14 protein-coding genes are annotated in these 14805 nt (G+C 32.9%); all 14 read right to left on the bottom strand.

Annotated features, from left to right (window positions below; genetic code table 11):
• Positions 1–299: 299 nt before the first annotated feature.
• A complete protein-coding gene (locus IEW40_RS13705) occupies positions 300–1529 on the bottom strand; it encodes a glycosyltransferase family 4 protein (protein WP_188618683.1) in 1230 nt (409 codons plus the stop codon).
• Between the two features lie 287 nt (positions 1530–1816).
• A complete protein-coding gene (locus IEW40_RS13710; RefSeq protein ID WP_188618684.1) occupies positions 1817–2716 on the bottom strand; it encodes a glycosyltransferase family 2 protein in 900 nt (299 codons plus the stop codon).
• A gap of 246 nt (positions 2717–2962) precedes the next feature.
• Complete coding sequence (locus IEW40_RS13715) at positions 2963–4075, bottom strand: glycosyltransferase family 1 protein (RefSeq protein ID WP_188618685.1); 1113 nt, start codon at positions 4073–4075, stop codon at positions 2963–2965.
• 48 nt (positions 4076–4123) lie between these two features.
• Complete coding sequence (locus IEW40_RS13720) at positions 4124–5149, bottom strand: glycosyltransferase family 2 protein (RefSeq protein ID WP_188618686.1); 1026 nt, start codon at positions 5147–5149, stop codon at positions 4124–4126.
• 282 nt (positions 5150–5431) lie between these two features.
• The gene (locus IEW40_RS13725) at positions 5432–6529 is read right to left on the bottom strand and encodes an EpsG family protein (protein WP_188618687.1); all 1098 of its coding nucleotides are present in this window, start codon (positions 6527–6529) and stop codon (positions 5432–5434) included.
• The gene (locus IEW40_RS14220; RefSeq protein ID WP_188618688.1) at positions 6530–7087 is read right to left on the bottom strand and encodes an LbetaH domain-containing protein; all 558 of its coding nucleotides are present in this window, start codon (positions 7085–7087) and stop codon (positions 6530–6532) included.
• A complete protein-coding gene (locus IEW40_RS13735) occupies positions 7084–8181 on the bottom strand; it encodes a glycosyltransferase (RefSeq protein ID WP_188618689.1) in 1098 nt (365 codons plus the stop codon). The genes IEW40_RS14220 and IEW40_RS13735 overlap by 4 nt, the downstream gene beginning before the upstream one ends.
• Positions 8182–8315: 134 nt before the next feature.
• On the bottom strand, positions 8316–9416 hold the full coding sequence (locus IEW40_RS13740; RefSeq protein WP_188618690.1) for a glycosyltransferase family 4 protein: 1101 nt from the start codon (positions 9414–9416) through the stop codon (positions 8316–8318).
• A gap of 3 nt (positions 9417–9419) precedes the next feature.
• A complete protein-coding gene (locus IEW40_RS13745; protein WP_188618691.1) occupies positions 9420–10607 on the bottom strand; it encodes a glycosyltransferase in 1188 nt (395 codons plus the stop codon).
• Positions 10608–11738 (bottom strand): glycoside hydrolase family 88 protein, encoded by a 1131-nt coding sequence (locus IEW40_RS13750; RefSeq protein WP_188618692.1) that lies wholly within the window; start codon positions 11736–11738, stop codon positions 10608–10610.
• Positions 11735–12289: an acyltransferase gene (locus IEW40_RS13755; RefSeq protein WP_188618693.1), complete on the bottom strand. Its 555-nt coding sequence runs from the start codon at positions 12287–12289 to the stop codon at positions 11735–11737. Before IEW40_RS13755 ends, IEW40_RS13750 begins: the two co-directional genes overlap by 4 nt.
• Positions 12282–13178 carry a glycosyltransferase family A protein gene (locus IEW40_RS13760; protein ID WP_188618694.1) on the bottom strand — a complete coding sequence of 299 codons (897 nt, stop codon included), beginning with the start codon at positions 13176–13178 and terminating at the stop codon, positions 12282–12284. Before IEW40_RS13760 ends, IEW40_RS13755 begins: the two co-directional genes overlap by 8 nt.
• Positions 13171–14364: a glycosyltransferase gene (locus IEW40_RS13765; protein WP_188618695.1), complete on the bottom strand. Its 1194-nt coding sequence runs from the start codon at positions 14362–14364 to the stop codon at positions 13171–13173. Before IEW40_RS13765 ends, IEW40_RS13760 begins: the two co-directional genes overlap by 8 nt.
• Positions 14364–14805, bottom strand: a 442-nt coding sequence (locus IEW40_RS13770; RefSeq protein WP_188618696.1) for a hypothetical protein, incomplete at its 5' end; no start/stop codon positions are given. The genes IEW40_RS13770 and IEW40_RS13765, both read right to left, overlap by 1 nt.

Genomic DNA, 14805 nt, shown 5'->3' on the forward strand with positions numbered 1-14805 from the left:
CCGATAAGAAATTATAAATGAATATTTTTAGGTAAATCAGAAAAAAAACTTAATAATAAAAGGGATGCACCCTAAAAAAAGCTGGATTATTCAATGGACTTCATTAAAGTTTTTATACTTTAATTATAAATGATGGCTGGCTTCTCTAATTTCAATAGGGGATTTCAATATAGGCATAATTGAAATTTACAACATTTAATCTAAAGTATACCGCTATTGCATTATAGAAAAAATATATAAAATTTTTGATAGTGCACTAAGAGTTAAGGCATATATTATCACAATCAAAAGATGTCATACTATTTCATTACCTCCCAATATTCTTTTTTAAGTTCTTCCCAAACAAGACTTTTATCAAAACGTTGAACAATCATGGGTCTCGCATTTTCCTTCAAGCGACTTCGTAACTCATGGTCTTCAATAAGCCTTAGCATGGCTCTTTCTAATTCATTTTGATTTTTAGGTGGAATAATGAGGCCGTTCTCACCCTCTACTATTATCTCGTTGCAACCAGAGATATCAGTCACAATACTAGGCAAACTCATTGCACCAGCTTGCAAAACTGCATTAGGGAAACCTTCTCTATAACTAGGCAAAACAAAGACATCACTCATGGCATAATAAGGCCTTACTTCTTCTTGATATCCTACCGTTATGATATTGGCATTGTGCCTGATGATATGAAACATTTTTCGTTTTAATGGATTATGAGCATTTTCTCTAGGCCCCACAATCAACAATTTTGCATTTTGATAGGTTTTAGAAAGGTGGTCAAATGCATTCACCAATTCTCTCAACCCTTTATCTATCACCAACCTCCCCACAAATACAAAAACAAAATCCCCTTCTTCTATGTTCAAGCTTTTCTTTAGTTGAGCAACTTCTTCTATATCCAAAGCATTGGCATGGAAATAATCTACATCTACCCCATTTACATTTCCGTTGGCAATGACTTTTAAAGGTTTTTGAGTAATTTTATGCAATACCAAATCCTCCATCACTCCCTTTCCTTCAGGATATATGTGAGTAGCAGCTTTACATAGCAATTGATCCATCAAAATGAGAGTCTGTTTCATATAGCCCCCTTTATGAGGAAAAATAAGCCCCGTAAAAGTGTGCATTCTAATGGGAACCCCCGCCAATTTACCTGCCAACATAGAAAGCAAACCTGCCTTTGGGGTAATAGAATGGACAATGTCTGGTTTTTCTTTTTTGAAATATCGGTAAAGTTGCCAAAGAGATTTTAAATCTTGCCAAAGAGAAATTGGCCTATGCATTTCTATAGGATGTACTTTTACCCCTTCTCTTTGCTTCACCACTTGCAAATCTTCTCCCTCACCAGAAATGGCAGTAACATCAAAATAGTGATTGAGATAACTCAGTTGACCTTTTAATAAAAGATTCAGCGACATAGGAACCGTAGAAATCCTGAATAATTTAGGCTTAGAACTTTCCTCTCCCTCCTTAGACACTATAGTTATACTTTCCTTTGACTTTCCTTTGACCTTCCTTTGACTTTCCTTTGACATGAACCAATAGTCTATTCGTTTTTCTGGACAAAGATATAAAAATTATTGCTGGAAGTCAGAAGTTGGGAGTGAGGAGTTGGGAGTCGGAAATCGGAAATCGGAAATCGGAAAACCAAACTTAAATCCCCTAACTCGCATCTCGTATCTTGTATCCAGTAACTCGCATCTCGTAACTCAAAAAAAATCTGCGCAATCTGAAAAAACTACCCAAGCCAAAAGCAAACTGCCAGTTGCTATTAGCCATCAATCATCAATCATCAATCATCAACCATCCATCAACCACCCGCCTACCTCTCATACAGCCCTCCTTGTTTTTTATTTTGATACAGCGTATAAAAGTAGAGTGCAAAACCAAAAGGAATAGCCAAAAAAGTCAAAAATTTTCTTGGTGATTCTGCCATGAAATTCCAATTGTTAGATTTTATACTATGGGCTACGTAATGAGCAGCGTCTTTTAGAATACGTTTTTTTGATTTAGAAATCTTCATTTGCTCTTTTCTAAGAAAGGCAAACCCTTTGGGGTTTTTGTAATACTGTCTCCACATGTTGTTAGACGACCCTTCGGGTTGATAGTCTACCAAACAAACCACTTCATTCAGGGTAGCCAATTCATAATCTTGGTCTGCCAAAAGGTATTTATAGCCCAGTCCCACATATTTTTCACCTTCAAAAATGGGATATTCAGGATATTGCTTCATCACCTCTGTTCGGTAGATGAGTTTCTTATCTCCACATCCACCATTCAAATAAAAATCTTCTAAAGTGGTAGAAGCTGCGGTGAATGCAGTGCCTATTACTTTTCCATCAAAGTAGGCATCGAGTGCAATAATTCCACTGTATTTTTTTTGATTTTCGCCTAAAGAATTCCATTTTTCAATAATCAATTCTACGGCATGCTCAGGCATCATATCATCATCATCAATACAAGTATTAATCACGGTTTTGCAATTATTATATGCTGTATTGTGTGCCCCGTGCATGCCTTGATTTTTCTTTTTGATGTATTCTATTTCTAAAATACGTTCATCTATAAATCCTTGTACCACCTCATCGGTATTATCGCTAGAACCATCATTGACAATCATCCACACAAAATCTTGGTTGGTTTGATTTTTCAAAGACTCATACAACCTCGGAAGAAGTTGGGCTCTATTAAATGTGGGAGTGAAAATAGTGAGGGTTTTCATTTTGATTGTTGGATGTTGGGTGACTTTCATAAGAGTTGCGATAAATCGCATATCTACATTGTAATTCTTACTTTATACTTTATACTTTGTACTTCTTACTTTGTATTTTGTACTTTTTACCTTGTACTTTGTACTTCTTACTTTGTACTTTGTACTTTTTACCTTGTACTTTTTAATTTTTTAATTCTATAACTTTCTCATCAAATTTTTACGAATTAAAACCTCGCACTTCTTACTTCTTACTTCTTACTTTGTACTTTTTACTAATTCTATATATTTATCTTCCAATTTCCTCGCATTTTCTTGAATATCGTAGCCCGCTTTTTTAATAATTTCTGAGACATCTTTTCTTTCGAAATTTCTAAGTTCAATGATTTTTTCAGCCCATTGTTCGGCATTTTCTTTTAGAGAAATTACCTCTACATTTTCTTTTACCAAAATAGATTCAGTTGGAACTCCGTCTGAAATGACACATTCTATCCCTGTAGTTTGAGCTTCTACAAAAGCCACCGAAAAGCCTTCGTGTAAACTAGGAAATAAAAAAACATCCATAGCTTGTAAAAGTTCTGGCACATCACTTCTCAAACCTAAAAAATGAACGCTATCTTGTAGATTTAATTCTTTTACCTTTTGCTTCAATTGAGTTTCTAAATCACCTAATCCAACTAAAAACAGTTGATAATTAGGATTTAATTTTAGAATTTCGGCAAACACTTCTAAAAGAAATAATTGGTTTTTTTGGGTATTGAACCTGCCTATATTCACCAAATTAATGTTGGTATCGGCATTTAGTTCTTTTCTTTTATGATTTCTAACTTTTTCATTAAATCTAAAATTCTCTACATCAATGGCGTTGTTCATTTGATACGATTGAAGAGCCAATTTCTTTCCGAAGAGGTTTTCAGCTGCTTCTTTGCCACAAGTAAAATATTGATTGATAGACTTGCGCATTCTTTTTTTCCAAAGCAATCGGAAAATCAATTTCTTATCCCTATCCATTCTCGCATTATGCGCATGAGCAATAATGACTGGGACATTTCTTCGCTTCGCCTCTTCATAAATAAAAACACCTAATTCTGAACATTGCCCGTGTATGATATCATAATCATGATGCTCATCAAAAAAATCACTTACTGCTTTTTTGTATTCCTTCAATTTCCAAGGAAGTATTGGTGGCAGTCTATAGATTTTACTTCCCGAGTTCAAAATTTCTTCTTCAAAAAAACCATGCTCTCGATGCACCAAAAAATCAATCTGAAATCTATTTCTATCTATATTTCTATAGTAGTTCATGAGGTTGGTTTCTGCACCTCCTTTATTGAGTACGGTAAATATTTGTAGAATTTTGATGGGTTTCATTTTGATAACTTTTGGGTGCTCAATGCTGGATGCTGGATGTATTAATTGTTATTTGTTGGGGCTATTGATTAATAAATTCATGATATACGACAAAGATAAGACACCAAAGGCATTTTTTGACTTTGCCAAAGAAAAAAACAACCTCCAATGAAGAGGAAAATATTTCATGTCCAGATTTTGATAAGCTCTGATGTAAAGAGGGTCGTGAAGAACAATTGAAATTTTTTTGACTTTCGCATAAAAAGGCAAGTCGGAATACGTTTCATTCAATCCTAAACCTATGATGCTGAGTGCTATTCTATTATTGAGTGCTTTTTGAAAATCAACATTCTTTTGAGAAATAGTTTCATTTATTTTTTGATACAATGTTTTCCATTGCTGGAAAAGGTAAGTCTTATATAGCTTGGTCAATGAATGATAATTGCTCTTTTGGTAATTGTACAGAGGAACATTCAATACATATACTTGGTCAGCATGCGCTAGATACTGTATGTTAAAAAGTGCATCTTCAGTCCCAATAATTTTGGTATCTACAAATGCTATTCTGTTGTTTTTAATGATTTCAGTTTTATAAATTTTCCCCCATGCCGTGACCAAACTATCAGCCTGAGAAGGGTCTGAAAGTTCTTCTCCCAACAAACCTACGATTCTTCTCTGAATAAAATCCGAATTATAACTTCCATTCAATTTTAAATCCCTTGGTATGGATTTATTCTCAAAAACCCTATGGTAAGAAAAACAAAACAAATCTTCATGGTTGAAATGCTGAGAAATCACTTCAAAAGCATTGGGCTCTAACCAATCATCTGCATCCACAAACATCAGGTACTCTCCTTTTGCTTGTTCTATTCCTATATTTCTAGCACCAGAAAGGCCTTGGTTTTTTTGATTGATGACTTTTATTCTTGAATCGGTTTGGGCTAAATGCTCTAAGACCTGAAGCGTATTATCTTTAGACCCATCATTCACGAGAATGATTTCAAAATCAAAACCTTTTTGCACCAGAATACTTTCTGTACACTTTTGCACAAAATTTTCTACATGATAACAAGGAATGATAATACTTAACTTCATATTTTAACTTTTCAAAATTCTATTTCCTCCAACTCAGAACTTCCATCTCCCAGCCATCACAAAAAATCTGCGAAACACAAGTTCTACGCAGTCAAATCTGCGGGAAATAAATATCTTCCATTTTTTCACTCAACACCCAACTAAACCAATATCCAACTATACATTTTTACAACTTTACATCTTTACAATTTTGCCACTCAATCACTCAATCACTCAATCACTCCCTACTCCAATCTTCCATCTTCCAACTTCCATCTTCCATCTTCCATCTCCAATCTTCCACTAACTTTTCAAATACATATAATAAGTAAAAAGATAATAGGCAAAAAATATCCTTCCTACTATTTTGTAATGCTCTGGCCAAAACTTTACTTTAAATAATGGATAAGCAATCACAATGGCCATCATAAACCAAGACAAGTAAGCAAATCGGTTAGAAAAGTTGGCTCTAATAACTAAAATCCAAAAAGCATTGGCAATCATATATGTCCCCCAAAGATGGGTATAAAATTGGTCTTGAAAACCTCTTTTGATAATATAATAATACCCTGCAACCACAGCAAAACCACTATATAAAACGAAATCCCATCGGAAACCTGTTGAAGAAAATTTAGTCTCACTACTTTCAACACCAGAAGTTAAATAACTATTCACCCTATCATCTCCTAAGCCTATAGAACCAAAAAAATTTTCCCAAGCGCCACCACCAATTAAAGATAAAGGAATTGCGGCCAACCAAATATACAAATAGACTTTAGGTTTTTTATAAAGCCCAGAGGCTAAAAAAGCACCAATGGGAATCATCAAAGAATTATGAACTCCGTATGATAGAGCCATTAAACCATACATTAGCCATTTGTTTCTATCATAATAACACAAAGCTCCTATAAAAATAGAGGTGGCCATACCATTTCTAAGTCCATTCGTTCCATAAGTCCAAAAAGAAAAAGAACCAAAAATCATCAGTAAAGGGATAAACCAATAATCCTTGAAATATTTTTTAACAAAAAAATAATTGGGTAAAATGTAGATTGTTGCAATGAAAAAAAAGTACTCTCTCTCATCTACAATACGTGCACAAAGTTTTGTAAAATACCAAAATAGATAATCTTTTGTGATTTCTACATTGGGATTTATTTGTAATTTCTGAAAACCATCAGCATAATTTATCATATCTCCAAATACAAAAGAGACAGGCCGAGTCCCCATATAGAGCAATACCATGATTAGTAAAAAGTTACCCAAGAAACCCATCATTTTTACTGTATCATACTCCTCTAATTTTTTAACATTAGATTGCAAAAATGAATAAGAAGTAATTACCATCATAAAATGATAATACAATGGAATATAATCTGATATGAAAATAAAATCAAACACCTATTTTTGGATTATTTTAGCGGGGTTACCTACCGCAATGGCATTTTCAGGAACATCCTTTACCACCACAGCACCAGCGCCTATTTTGGCATTTCTACCTATCGTTACACCTCCTATCACCATACAGTGGGCGTGCAATTCTACCCCATCTTCAATGGTAGGTTTTTTACCATTTTTTTCTCCTAAAGTGACCAAGTGGTTCACATATACATGTTCCCCAATCTTTTCTGCATTAAGGATGGTAGAATACGGATGAGCCAATTGCAAACCGCCCCCTATTGGGGTATTGACATCGATGATAAAACTCGATGCTTTGGGATAAAAAACCCTCAAAAATTTGGCGAAAACCCCATTGGTTCTATGATAAAAAAGGGTTCTAAAATATTTATTAATCAACAATTCTTTAGACAAATCAAACATCTGATGCGCCATAGACGGATTAAAATTCTTACGGGCATAGATATCTTTGACAATCGCCTCTTTATTCTTAGAAAAAAGAAAAAGAATAACGTGAGGAATGAATAGCAATTGACCGAAAAAATAAACGATGTTTCTCATGAGTTTTCAAAAATAAGACTTTTCCAAAGATTCATCACTTGATGATGTTCATAATTTTTAGCATTTTGTAATGCACCATCAGACAAAAACTGAATTTTTTCTTGATTCAAGGCCAAATCTTCTAAAATCTCTATAAATTCAATCTCATCATCATACCCTATCAAAACCCCATCTTTGGTATGATGAATGATATTTCTAGGACCAGTAGGAGCATCAAAGGCAACCACCGGAACTCCACATGCATGGGCTTCTAAAATCACCATCGGGAAGCATTCTTGTTCTGAGGTCATCAAAAGTAGTTTTGCATTATTCAATTCTGAAGCAACATCATTGGTTTTTCCTTTGAATAGAATAGAATTTTCTAGATTTTTGTCTGCTACTAATTTTTGAATCTTTTCAAAATAATCCCCTTCTTTTGCCCCATACAAATACAATTTCCAATCTGATTGATTTTTTGAAAATCTTTCCCAAATAGTCACCATTTTTTCTAATTGCTTCACGGGTGCAAAACGCAAAACCGCTGCTGCAACATTTTCTCTTTCAGAAATTTTATGGATTCTAAAATCAGGTAATTGCACCGGATTAGGAATCACTACCGTATTATTTGATTCATAAAAACCAGCTTCTTCTTGATTAAGTACTACCAAATAATCATACTTTCCTTCAATTGAATTAAAAAGTTTCTCCTTAAAATTCTGAGGTTGATTAAATTTAGAAAAATGAAATTCTTTGATGATTTTAGCATTTGTTTTAAGGTATGGCAACAAATACGTCATCGGGATATGTGAAGCGACCAAAATAAAATCTGGATTTTCAGTTTTTATTATTTTTTTTATTTGAAGAAAATTTTTAAAAAGTTTACCTAGATTTTTGGGATGAAAAAAACTAATTCCGCGATAATAATCAATGCCTAAATCTTGAAATTTTACTTGTTCAGATAGCTCATAAACGAAAGGGTTATTCCCTTGTTCTGTACTGATAATTTTTACTTCATACCCAAAAACGCCACTCCAATAGTTGGCTTTTTCTGCCACTAATTTTTCTATTCCACCGTGAGAATGCAATTGGTCTATTAAAATAATAATCTTCTTCATTTTTAATCACCCAAATATAACTTTTTTGTTTTTAATGATCAGCCAATTAAGAAACCAAAACCTTTACCCCTACTCCCATCATTCATCATCCATCATTCATCATCCATCATCCATCTTCCATCTCCCATCTCCCATCATTCACCCAAACCTCTAAAAACCTTATCCCACTGTCCTACCACATTTTTGGGCAAAAAGCGTTCTACATTTACCCTAGCTTTTTCGCCCATTTCCTGGCGAAGATTTTCGTCTTTCATTAACCATTGAAGTTTTTCTGCAAACGTTTTCTCATCTCCATTTTTGACTAAAAACCCATCTTCTCCGTCCTTAATAATATCAGAAGGGCCATAATGGCAATCAAAACTTACACAAGGCATCCCGAAACTCATGGCTTCTATCAATACCATCCCAAAACCTTCATATCTGGAACTTAACACAAAAATACTAGATTCTGCGTACTTTTCTTCAATGTTTTTTTCGGGAAGATGAAAGTAAACTTGACTCTCTATTTTTAAATTTTGAGCTAAATCTTCTAAACCTAAACCGTTATCAAATTTTCCATAAATGTGCAATTCCCAATCATGAAATTCTCTATCGAGAAGCGCCCAAGATTTCAAAAGTCTATCATAAGATTTTTGGTAAGATTGTTTCCCTACGGCAATCACTTTTTTATTTTGAAGTTTAGATTTTTCTACAGGAAAAAAAGGCAATGGATTGGGAATGACTTGCAGATTTTTGAGCTTCCACTCATTTTTATTGCCATCTGTAAGGACAATAAATCGGGTAAAATCTTGGGCTAAAAAATCCATCAAAGAAAATTTCAATTTCGTGAAAATATTTTTTACAAACCCCTGATTATCCGAAATTTCAATCAATTTAGAAACATGTCTTTCATAAATAATGGGGATTTTATTTCCTAAAATTTTGGGCAAGAAAAAAGCCTTTAAACCATCATCACAAACCAAGATAACATTGGGTTTTACTGCTGAAATCACCTTTTTAATTCCTGAAATATAGGCCGAAATATACTGAAAAGGATTACCTGAAACTTCTATATTGTGTTGTGTAATATGCACTGAAAAAGGGAAAAACAAATCGGTTGCTGACTTCTGGTTGAGCGTAATAATATGAATTTCATACCCGAAGTCTTCCGCCAAAACTTTAGTTTTCACAGATAGCACGCGTTCCAGTCCTCCGGAACCGTCTATGGCATTGGTGATGTAGAGTAATTTTTTCAATTGCTAATTTTCTATGATATCATCTATTTTTCTTAAAATTCTCTGGGCAAAATCTTTGTCAAAGCTTACATTTTGCTCGTATTTTTTTCTAAGGTTTTCATCAAGCATTAATTTTTCAATTTCATCTGCTATTTTCTCAGGATTGAGGGGGGCAATCACTCCATCAAAACCATTTTTGATATGAGCTGCTGCCGTAGTAAAATCATTCAAAACAATACACTTTTTTAAAATTCTGGCTTCTGCTATCGCAATTCCATAGCCTTCAAATTGAGACAAATGCAAGAAAACATCTGCTTTTTTAATGTAAGGATAAGGATTGTCTTTTTCACCCAAAAGGGTAATGTAATTTTCTAAATGATACGCCTTAATTTTAGATTCTATTAATTTCCTCCGATTCCCTTCCCCTAAAACAAACCATTTGAAATGAAGATCTTTATTTTCTAGAAGCTTCATAACCTCCACTCCTATTTCATGAATTTTACCTTCTACCAATCTTCCTACAGAAACCATGGTGAATACATTCTCTGGAAAATCTGTAATCTGTTCTTCAGACAAAGAAAGCACTTCTTTTTCTGAAATCATATTTTCGATAATGATAATTTTATCTTTAAATTCTGGAAAAACTTGCTGTAAAGAAACCTTATTTTCTTCTGAAAGCACAAAAATTTTGTTGGCTTTTTCAAAGTAAGGAACATCTATTTCTTTTTTCATCCCAAGAATCTGATAATCCGTCATTACGGTGAGAATTTTCTTTCTCGCCTTCACTTTATCAATAATGAAATAATTGGGTATTTTTTCTAAAAAACTAAAGGCTAAATCATACTCTTGATTGAGATTTTCAATGTGATTTTTTAGAAACTTCCAAGCTTTTTGTTCGGCAACTGCATCGTTTTTTTCGACATTTAATAATTTTGAAAATTGATATCTGTCAATGGCCAAAGAAAGATTTCCTTTTTTAAGATTTTGAAAAATGGCTGATTTTGTTGACATATCAAAGAACTTGAAATTTTCTGGAGATGGGAGTAAATTGACCTGTTTGGGAAGTCTTTCTAGAAAACCACCATCATGGGTAAACAAAAACAAATCTACCTCAAAACGTTCGTAATCTAGTTCGTGCAATAGTGAAATAAGTGCTTTTTCTGCACCTCCCACTCTTAAACTATTCAATACAAATAAAATTTTTTTCTTCATCTATTTATATAAAGCTTGCAAAAGAAAACCTTGAGTAAAAGGTAAAATTTCAAATTTTTGAGAATACACACCAATACTCTTGGTATCCCCTTGAGAAAAATCTACCGCTCCGTTTCTTTGGGTAACCGATTGTAGATATTGTAAAGATTTTTGAACTTCAACTTTAAAATTCAATTCTTGTAAAAACCAAGCAAATACAGCCGTTGCAGAAGAATCTCTGCGCGCACCAGAATCCATAAGATTCCAAGAAAAGCTACCATCGTTTTTTTGAAAGGTAACCAAAGTCTCCGCAATCTGTTCTAGTAAATTTTGCAAATATTTTTTTTCCGGATGTTGTTCTGGCAATACTTTATAGGTCTCTAAAACCCCTATTAAAAACCAAGCCAAACCTCTTCCCCAACCGAAAATCCCAACTGGGTTTTTAGTATGAATTTCATACGCATGACATGGAATTTTATTTTCGAGCATCCCAAATTTTTCAAAATTTTTAATTTGAGAAATGGCAAGTTGCAAGGCCTCTTCATTTTGAAATTCAACGCCATATTTCGTTAAAAACGGACAGACAAACCCTATAGAATCTACATATCTATAATTGGGGGTAGAGCTTCTATAAATCACCGTTTCATCTTCTCCTAATTTAGAAATAATCAATTGATAAACGGAATCCAGAGCTGGTTTTATATTTTGCTCTAAAAAAGAAATTTCAGATAGAGCAAAAGCCAACAAACCAGCATCTATTTCCTTGGGCTCAGAAATCCATTGTCCTTGCTTATCTATTTTTGAATCGACAAATTTTAAAATTTCTGCTTTTATCTTAGAACTTTCATTTTTTTGATAAGCCTCATGTAAGCCTAACAATAGTGATGCTTCTTGCCAAGATTGTAAGGTTGAATTAGTGTATTGATTTTTTAAAATATCTATAACTATGAGATGATTTTCATCTTTAATCTTAGTTTTAGGGAGATGATTGAGCCAAAAAATAGATTTTTGAAGCACTTTATCCTTCCATAAAGCTTCATGAGCAAATTGCCCAATTTTAATTCTGCTTTGCCAAATCCAAAAATCAGGAACTAAGTCTATTGATAAAATCAACAGAAAAAATAGCGCTACTAAAAACAAAAAAAACATCATTTTACAAAACCAATTTTATCTATTCTACTCAGCATTTCTTGCTTCATTTCCGCTGTAATTTTCCCTAATTCATACTCTTTTGAAAAGTGAGGTGCATTTTGAAATTTTTCATTTAATTTCTCTTCATATTCTTCTACACTACAAATATATTGTGCTGGGTTGCCTGCAATGACAGAATTTTCTGGAAAAGATTTGGTTACCACACTGGCAGCACCTACAATAGAATTTTTACCAATTTCTACCCCCGGTAAAATCATGACTCTAGCTCCTATAAAGCAATGGTCTCCGATTTTTATTTTACCAACTCTTACATAATTGGTACTTCTTTTAGTACTGGTGTCATGAGCCAAAAGATAAACTTGGGGTGCAAAAATAACATGATTGCCAATTTCGATGAGCCAACAATGTCCGTGGTCTATAGTACAATTATCAATACCATAGACATTTTTACCAACTTTCATCCCTTCTCTTATGTTGGCTTGAACCGAAAGTTGCTCATTAGATACCCCCGAAATAATTTGCTTTATCTTAAAAAAAATCCTATTAATCATGAACTTTATCTTTCAATTTTAAAAAAATGTAATAAGCTCTTGGATACATGACGATGTATAACATTTTATCAATCAAAGATAATTGATTAAAATAACTTTCTCCTGACAAAAGTGAGTTAATTGCCAAATGAATATAATTCCAGAAAAAATGATGGGGATATTTCAATAATGGATAAGTCTTATTTTTTATCAAATGGAAATAAGAAAATGCCAAACCTCTAAGATAATTTTTTTGGTAAGTGTTTCTGGTAATTCCGTCTTCTACATATTCTTTATATTGAAGTAAATCATTCACGGCTAAAACGTTATAATACTTCGCCATTTGGTGCCAAGAAACCGCTTCAAAAACAAACTTAACGCCTTCTTTCTCAGGAAAAGGAAATTTTTTAAGCACTGAGGTTTTAAAAGCTACTGGTTTATCTCCCAAAATTTTATGTTTAAAATAAATATCCGTAAAAGAAACCACCCAATCATTCTCAGGAAAGGCATCTGTTCTCACTTCTCTGTTGAGAAATTTAGACAATCCTACAATCCCCGAAAGTTGCTCATCATTTCCTATAATTCCCCATTTTTCGGCTACAATTCTCGTTGCTGATTTTTCTAAAAAATCATCACTATCCAACAGAAAAAAAATCTCTGAATTGGCCTTTTGAAGTCCGAGATTAATGGCGGTATGTTTCCCTCCGTTTTTTTTATAAAAATATTGAATATTCAGTTGACCTTCCTTTTTATAACCTTCTACCACCTCTTTCGTGTTATCTGTACTCCCATCATCAATAATGAGCCACTCAAAATTTTGATAATCTTGCTCACAAAGATTTTGGTAGAGCCTATCAAGAAGATGAGCTCTATTATATGTAGGGGTAAATATGGTGATGAAATTATTCATAAATCAATTGATAGAATTTTAAAATCTCTTCTTCGTTTCCAAGTTTTTCTCGAGAAAGTTTTTCTATTAGGGTCATTCTGAAATCTTCATTAAGGATGACTCTTTCTATTTTTTGGGCCACATCTTCAGGATTCATTTCTGCTATCAACCCTGTCTCACCATCTATAATCTGTTCTGAAGCAGTAGAAAAATTAGTGACCACAACTGGTTTTTTCAAAATTTTGGCCTCTTCTAATGCAATAGATTTTCCTTCGAAAATTGAGGTCATTAAAAATAAATCTGCAGCGTTAATCAAAGGATAAGGATTGCTTTGAACCCCAAGGAAAATTACATATTCCGAAATATTTTTCTCTATGGCCAGAGCTTTCAATTCCTCTTTTTTATTTCCATCCCCTACCAGATAAAGCCTTACGCGATGGTTATTTTTTAGCAAAATCTCTAAAGCCTCTATCGCAAGATGCAATGCTTTTTCTTTGACCAATCTTCCTACAAAAATAATGTTGAAAAACTCATCATTTTCATCCATAATAACTTGGGGTTGATGAGCGAGTTCATTGATTATTTTAGCAGAATTGATGTTTTCTACCCGATAAAATTTTTCTTGAATTTTGGGAAAATAATGCTGTAACTTTTCTACCAAAACATCAGAAACCGTAATGATTTTATCTAACTTCCGTAAGTATTTTTCTTCAAATTCAAAATCTAACTTCAAAGCTTTCAAATCAGTGTGTACCCAACCGATTTTTTGGGTTGCCAAAGTCTTATCTACCACAAAATAATTTGAAGACTTTTCTAAATAACCAATAGCAACATCATACTTTTTCTCAATTTTAGGAAAAAAATGTTTTAAATATTTCCAAGTCATTTGCTCTGAAATGGACGGGTTCTTTGCTTGGGTATTTCCTACTACAAACATCAACCTGAAGAATGCCAAATCGATTCTTCCTCTTTTTAAAAATCTAAAAATGGAAGAGAAAAATGGCTGAGAAAAACTAGAAAAATCATCTGAAATAGCCAAAACATTGACTTCTTTGGGCAATAACGGAAGAAATTCACCTGATTTTACAAAAAGAAAAACATCTACTTCATACTTTTCATAATCTAAAGCATTCAATAAATTCACGAAGCTCTTTTCTGCTCCGCCTAATGCCAAACTCGGGATAACAAAAAGTAGTTTTTTCTTCATTAGATTTTTGTTAAAAGGATCTCTAAAAAATAATTAAGCCTAAATCCATTATTATCAACTTCCATCTGCCAAATAAAATTGATGATGACAAATATTATCATTAAAAATTTTTCATTAAATGAAATATTTATTTTTTTGTTAAGTTTTATATTTTGATATAAAAAAACTAAAAAAATCATCAAGAAATGAATATTTATCCATCTTCCCCAATCTAATGCTAAATAAAACAATGGAAGACTAACACAAAAAATAAAAACAAAATATTTTAATAATTTTTCATATTCACTTCCATATATCTTAGTAAACCATAAAATTGAAATTACTGCAATAAATACTGGGATAATATATTCTAAATAGACAATATAATGATTCTTGAAATGTATCATTAGATTTGCTTTTTCATTAAAATCTAAAATACCCGGTGTGAGTATTATTTTAAAT

Origin of the sequence: Cloacibacterium rupense (assembly GCF_014645495.1) — a bacterium.
GTDB lineage: Bacteria > Bacteroidota > Bacteroidia > Flavobacteriales > Weeksellaceae > Cloacibacterium > Cloacibacterium rupense.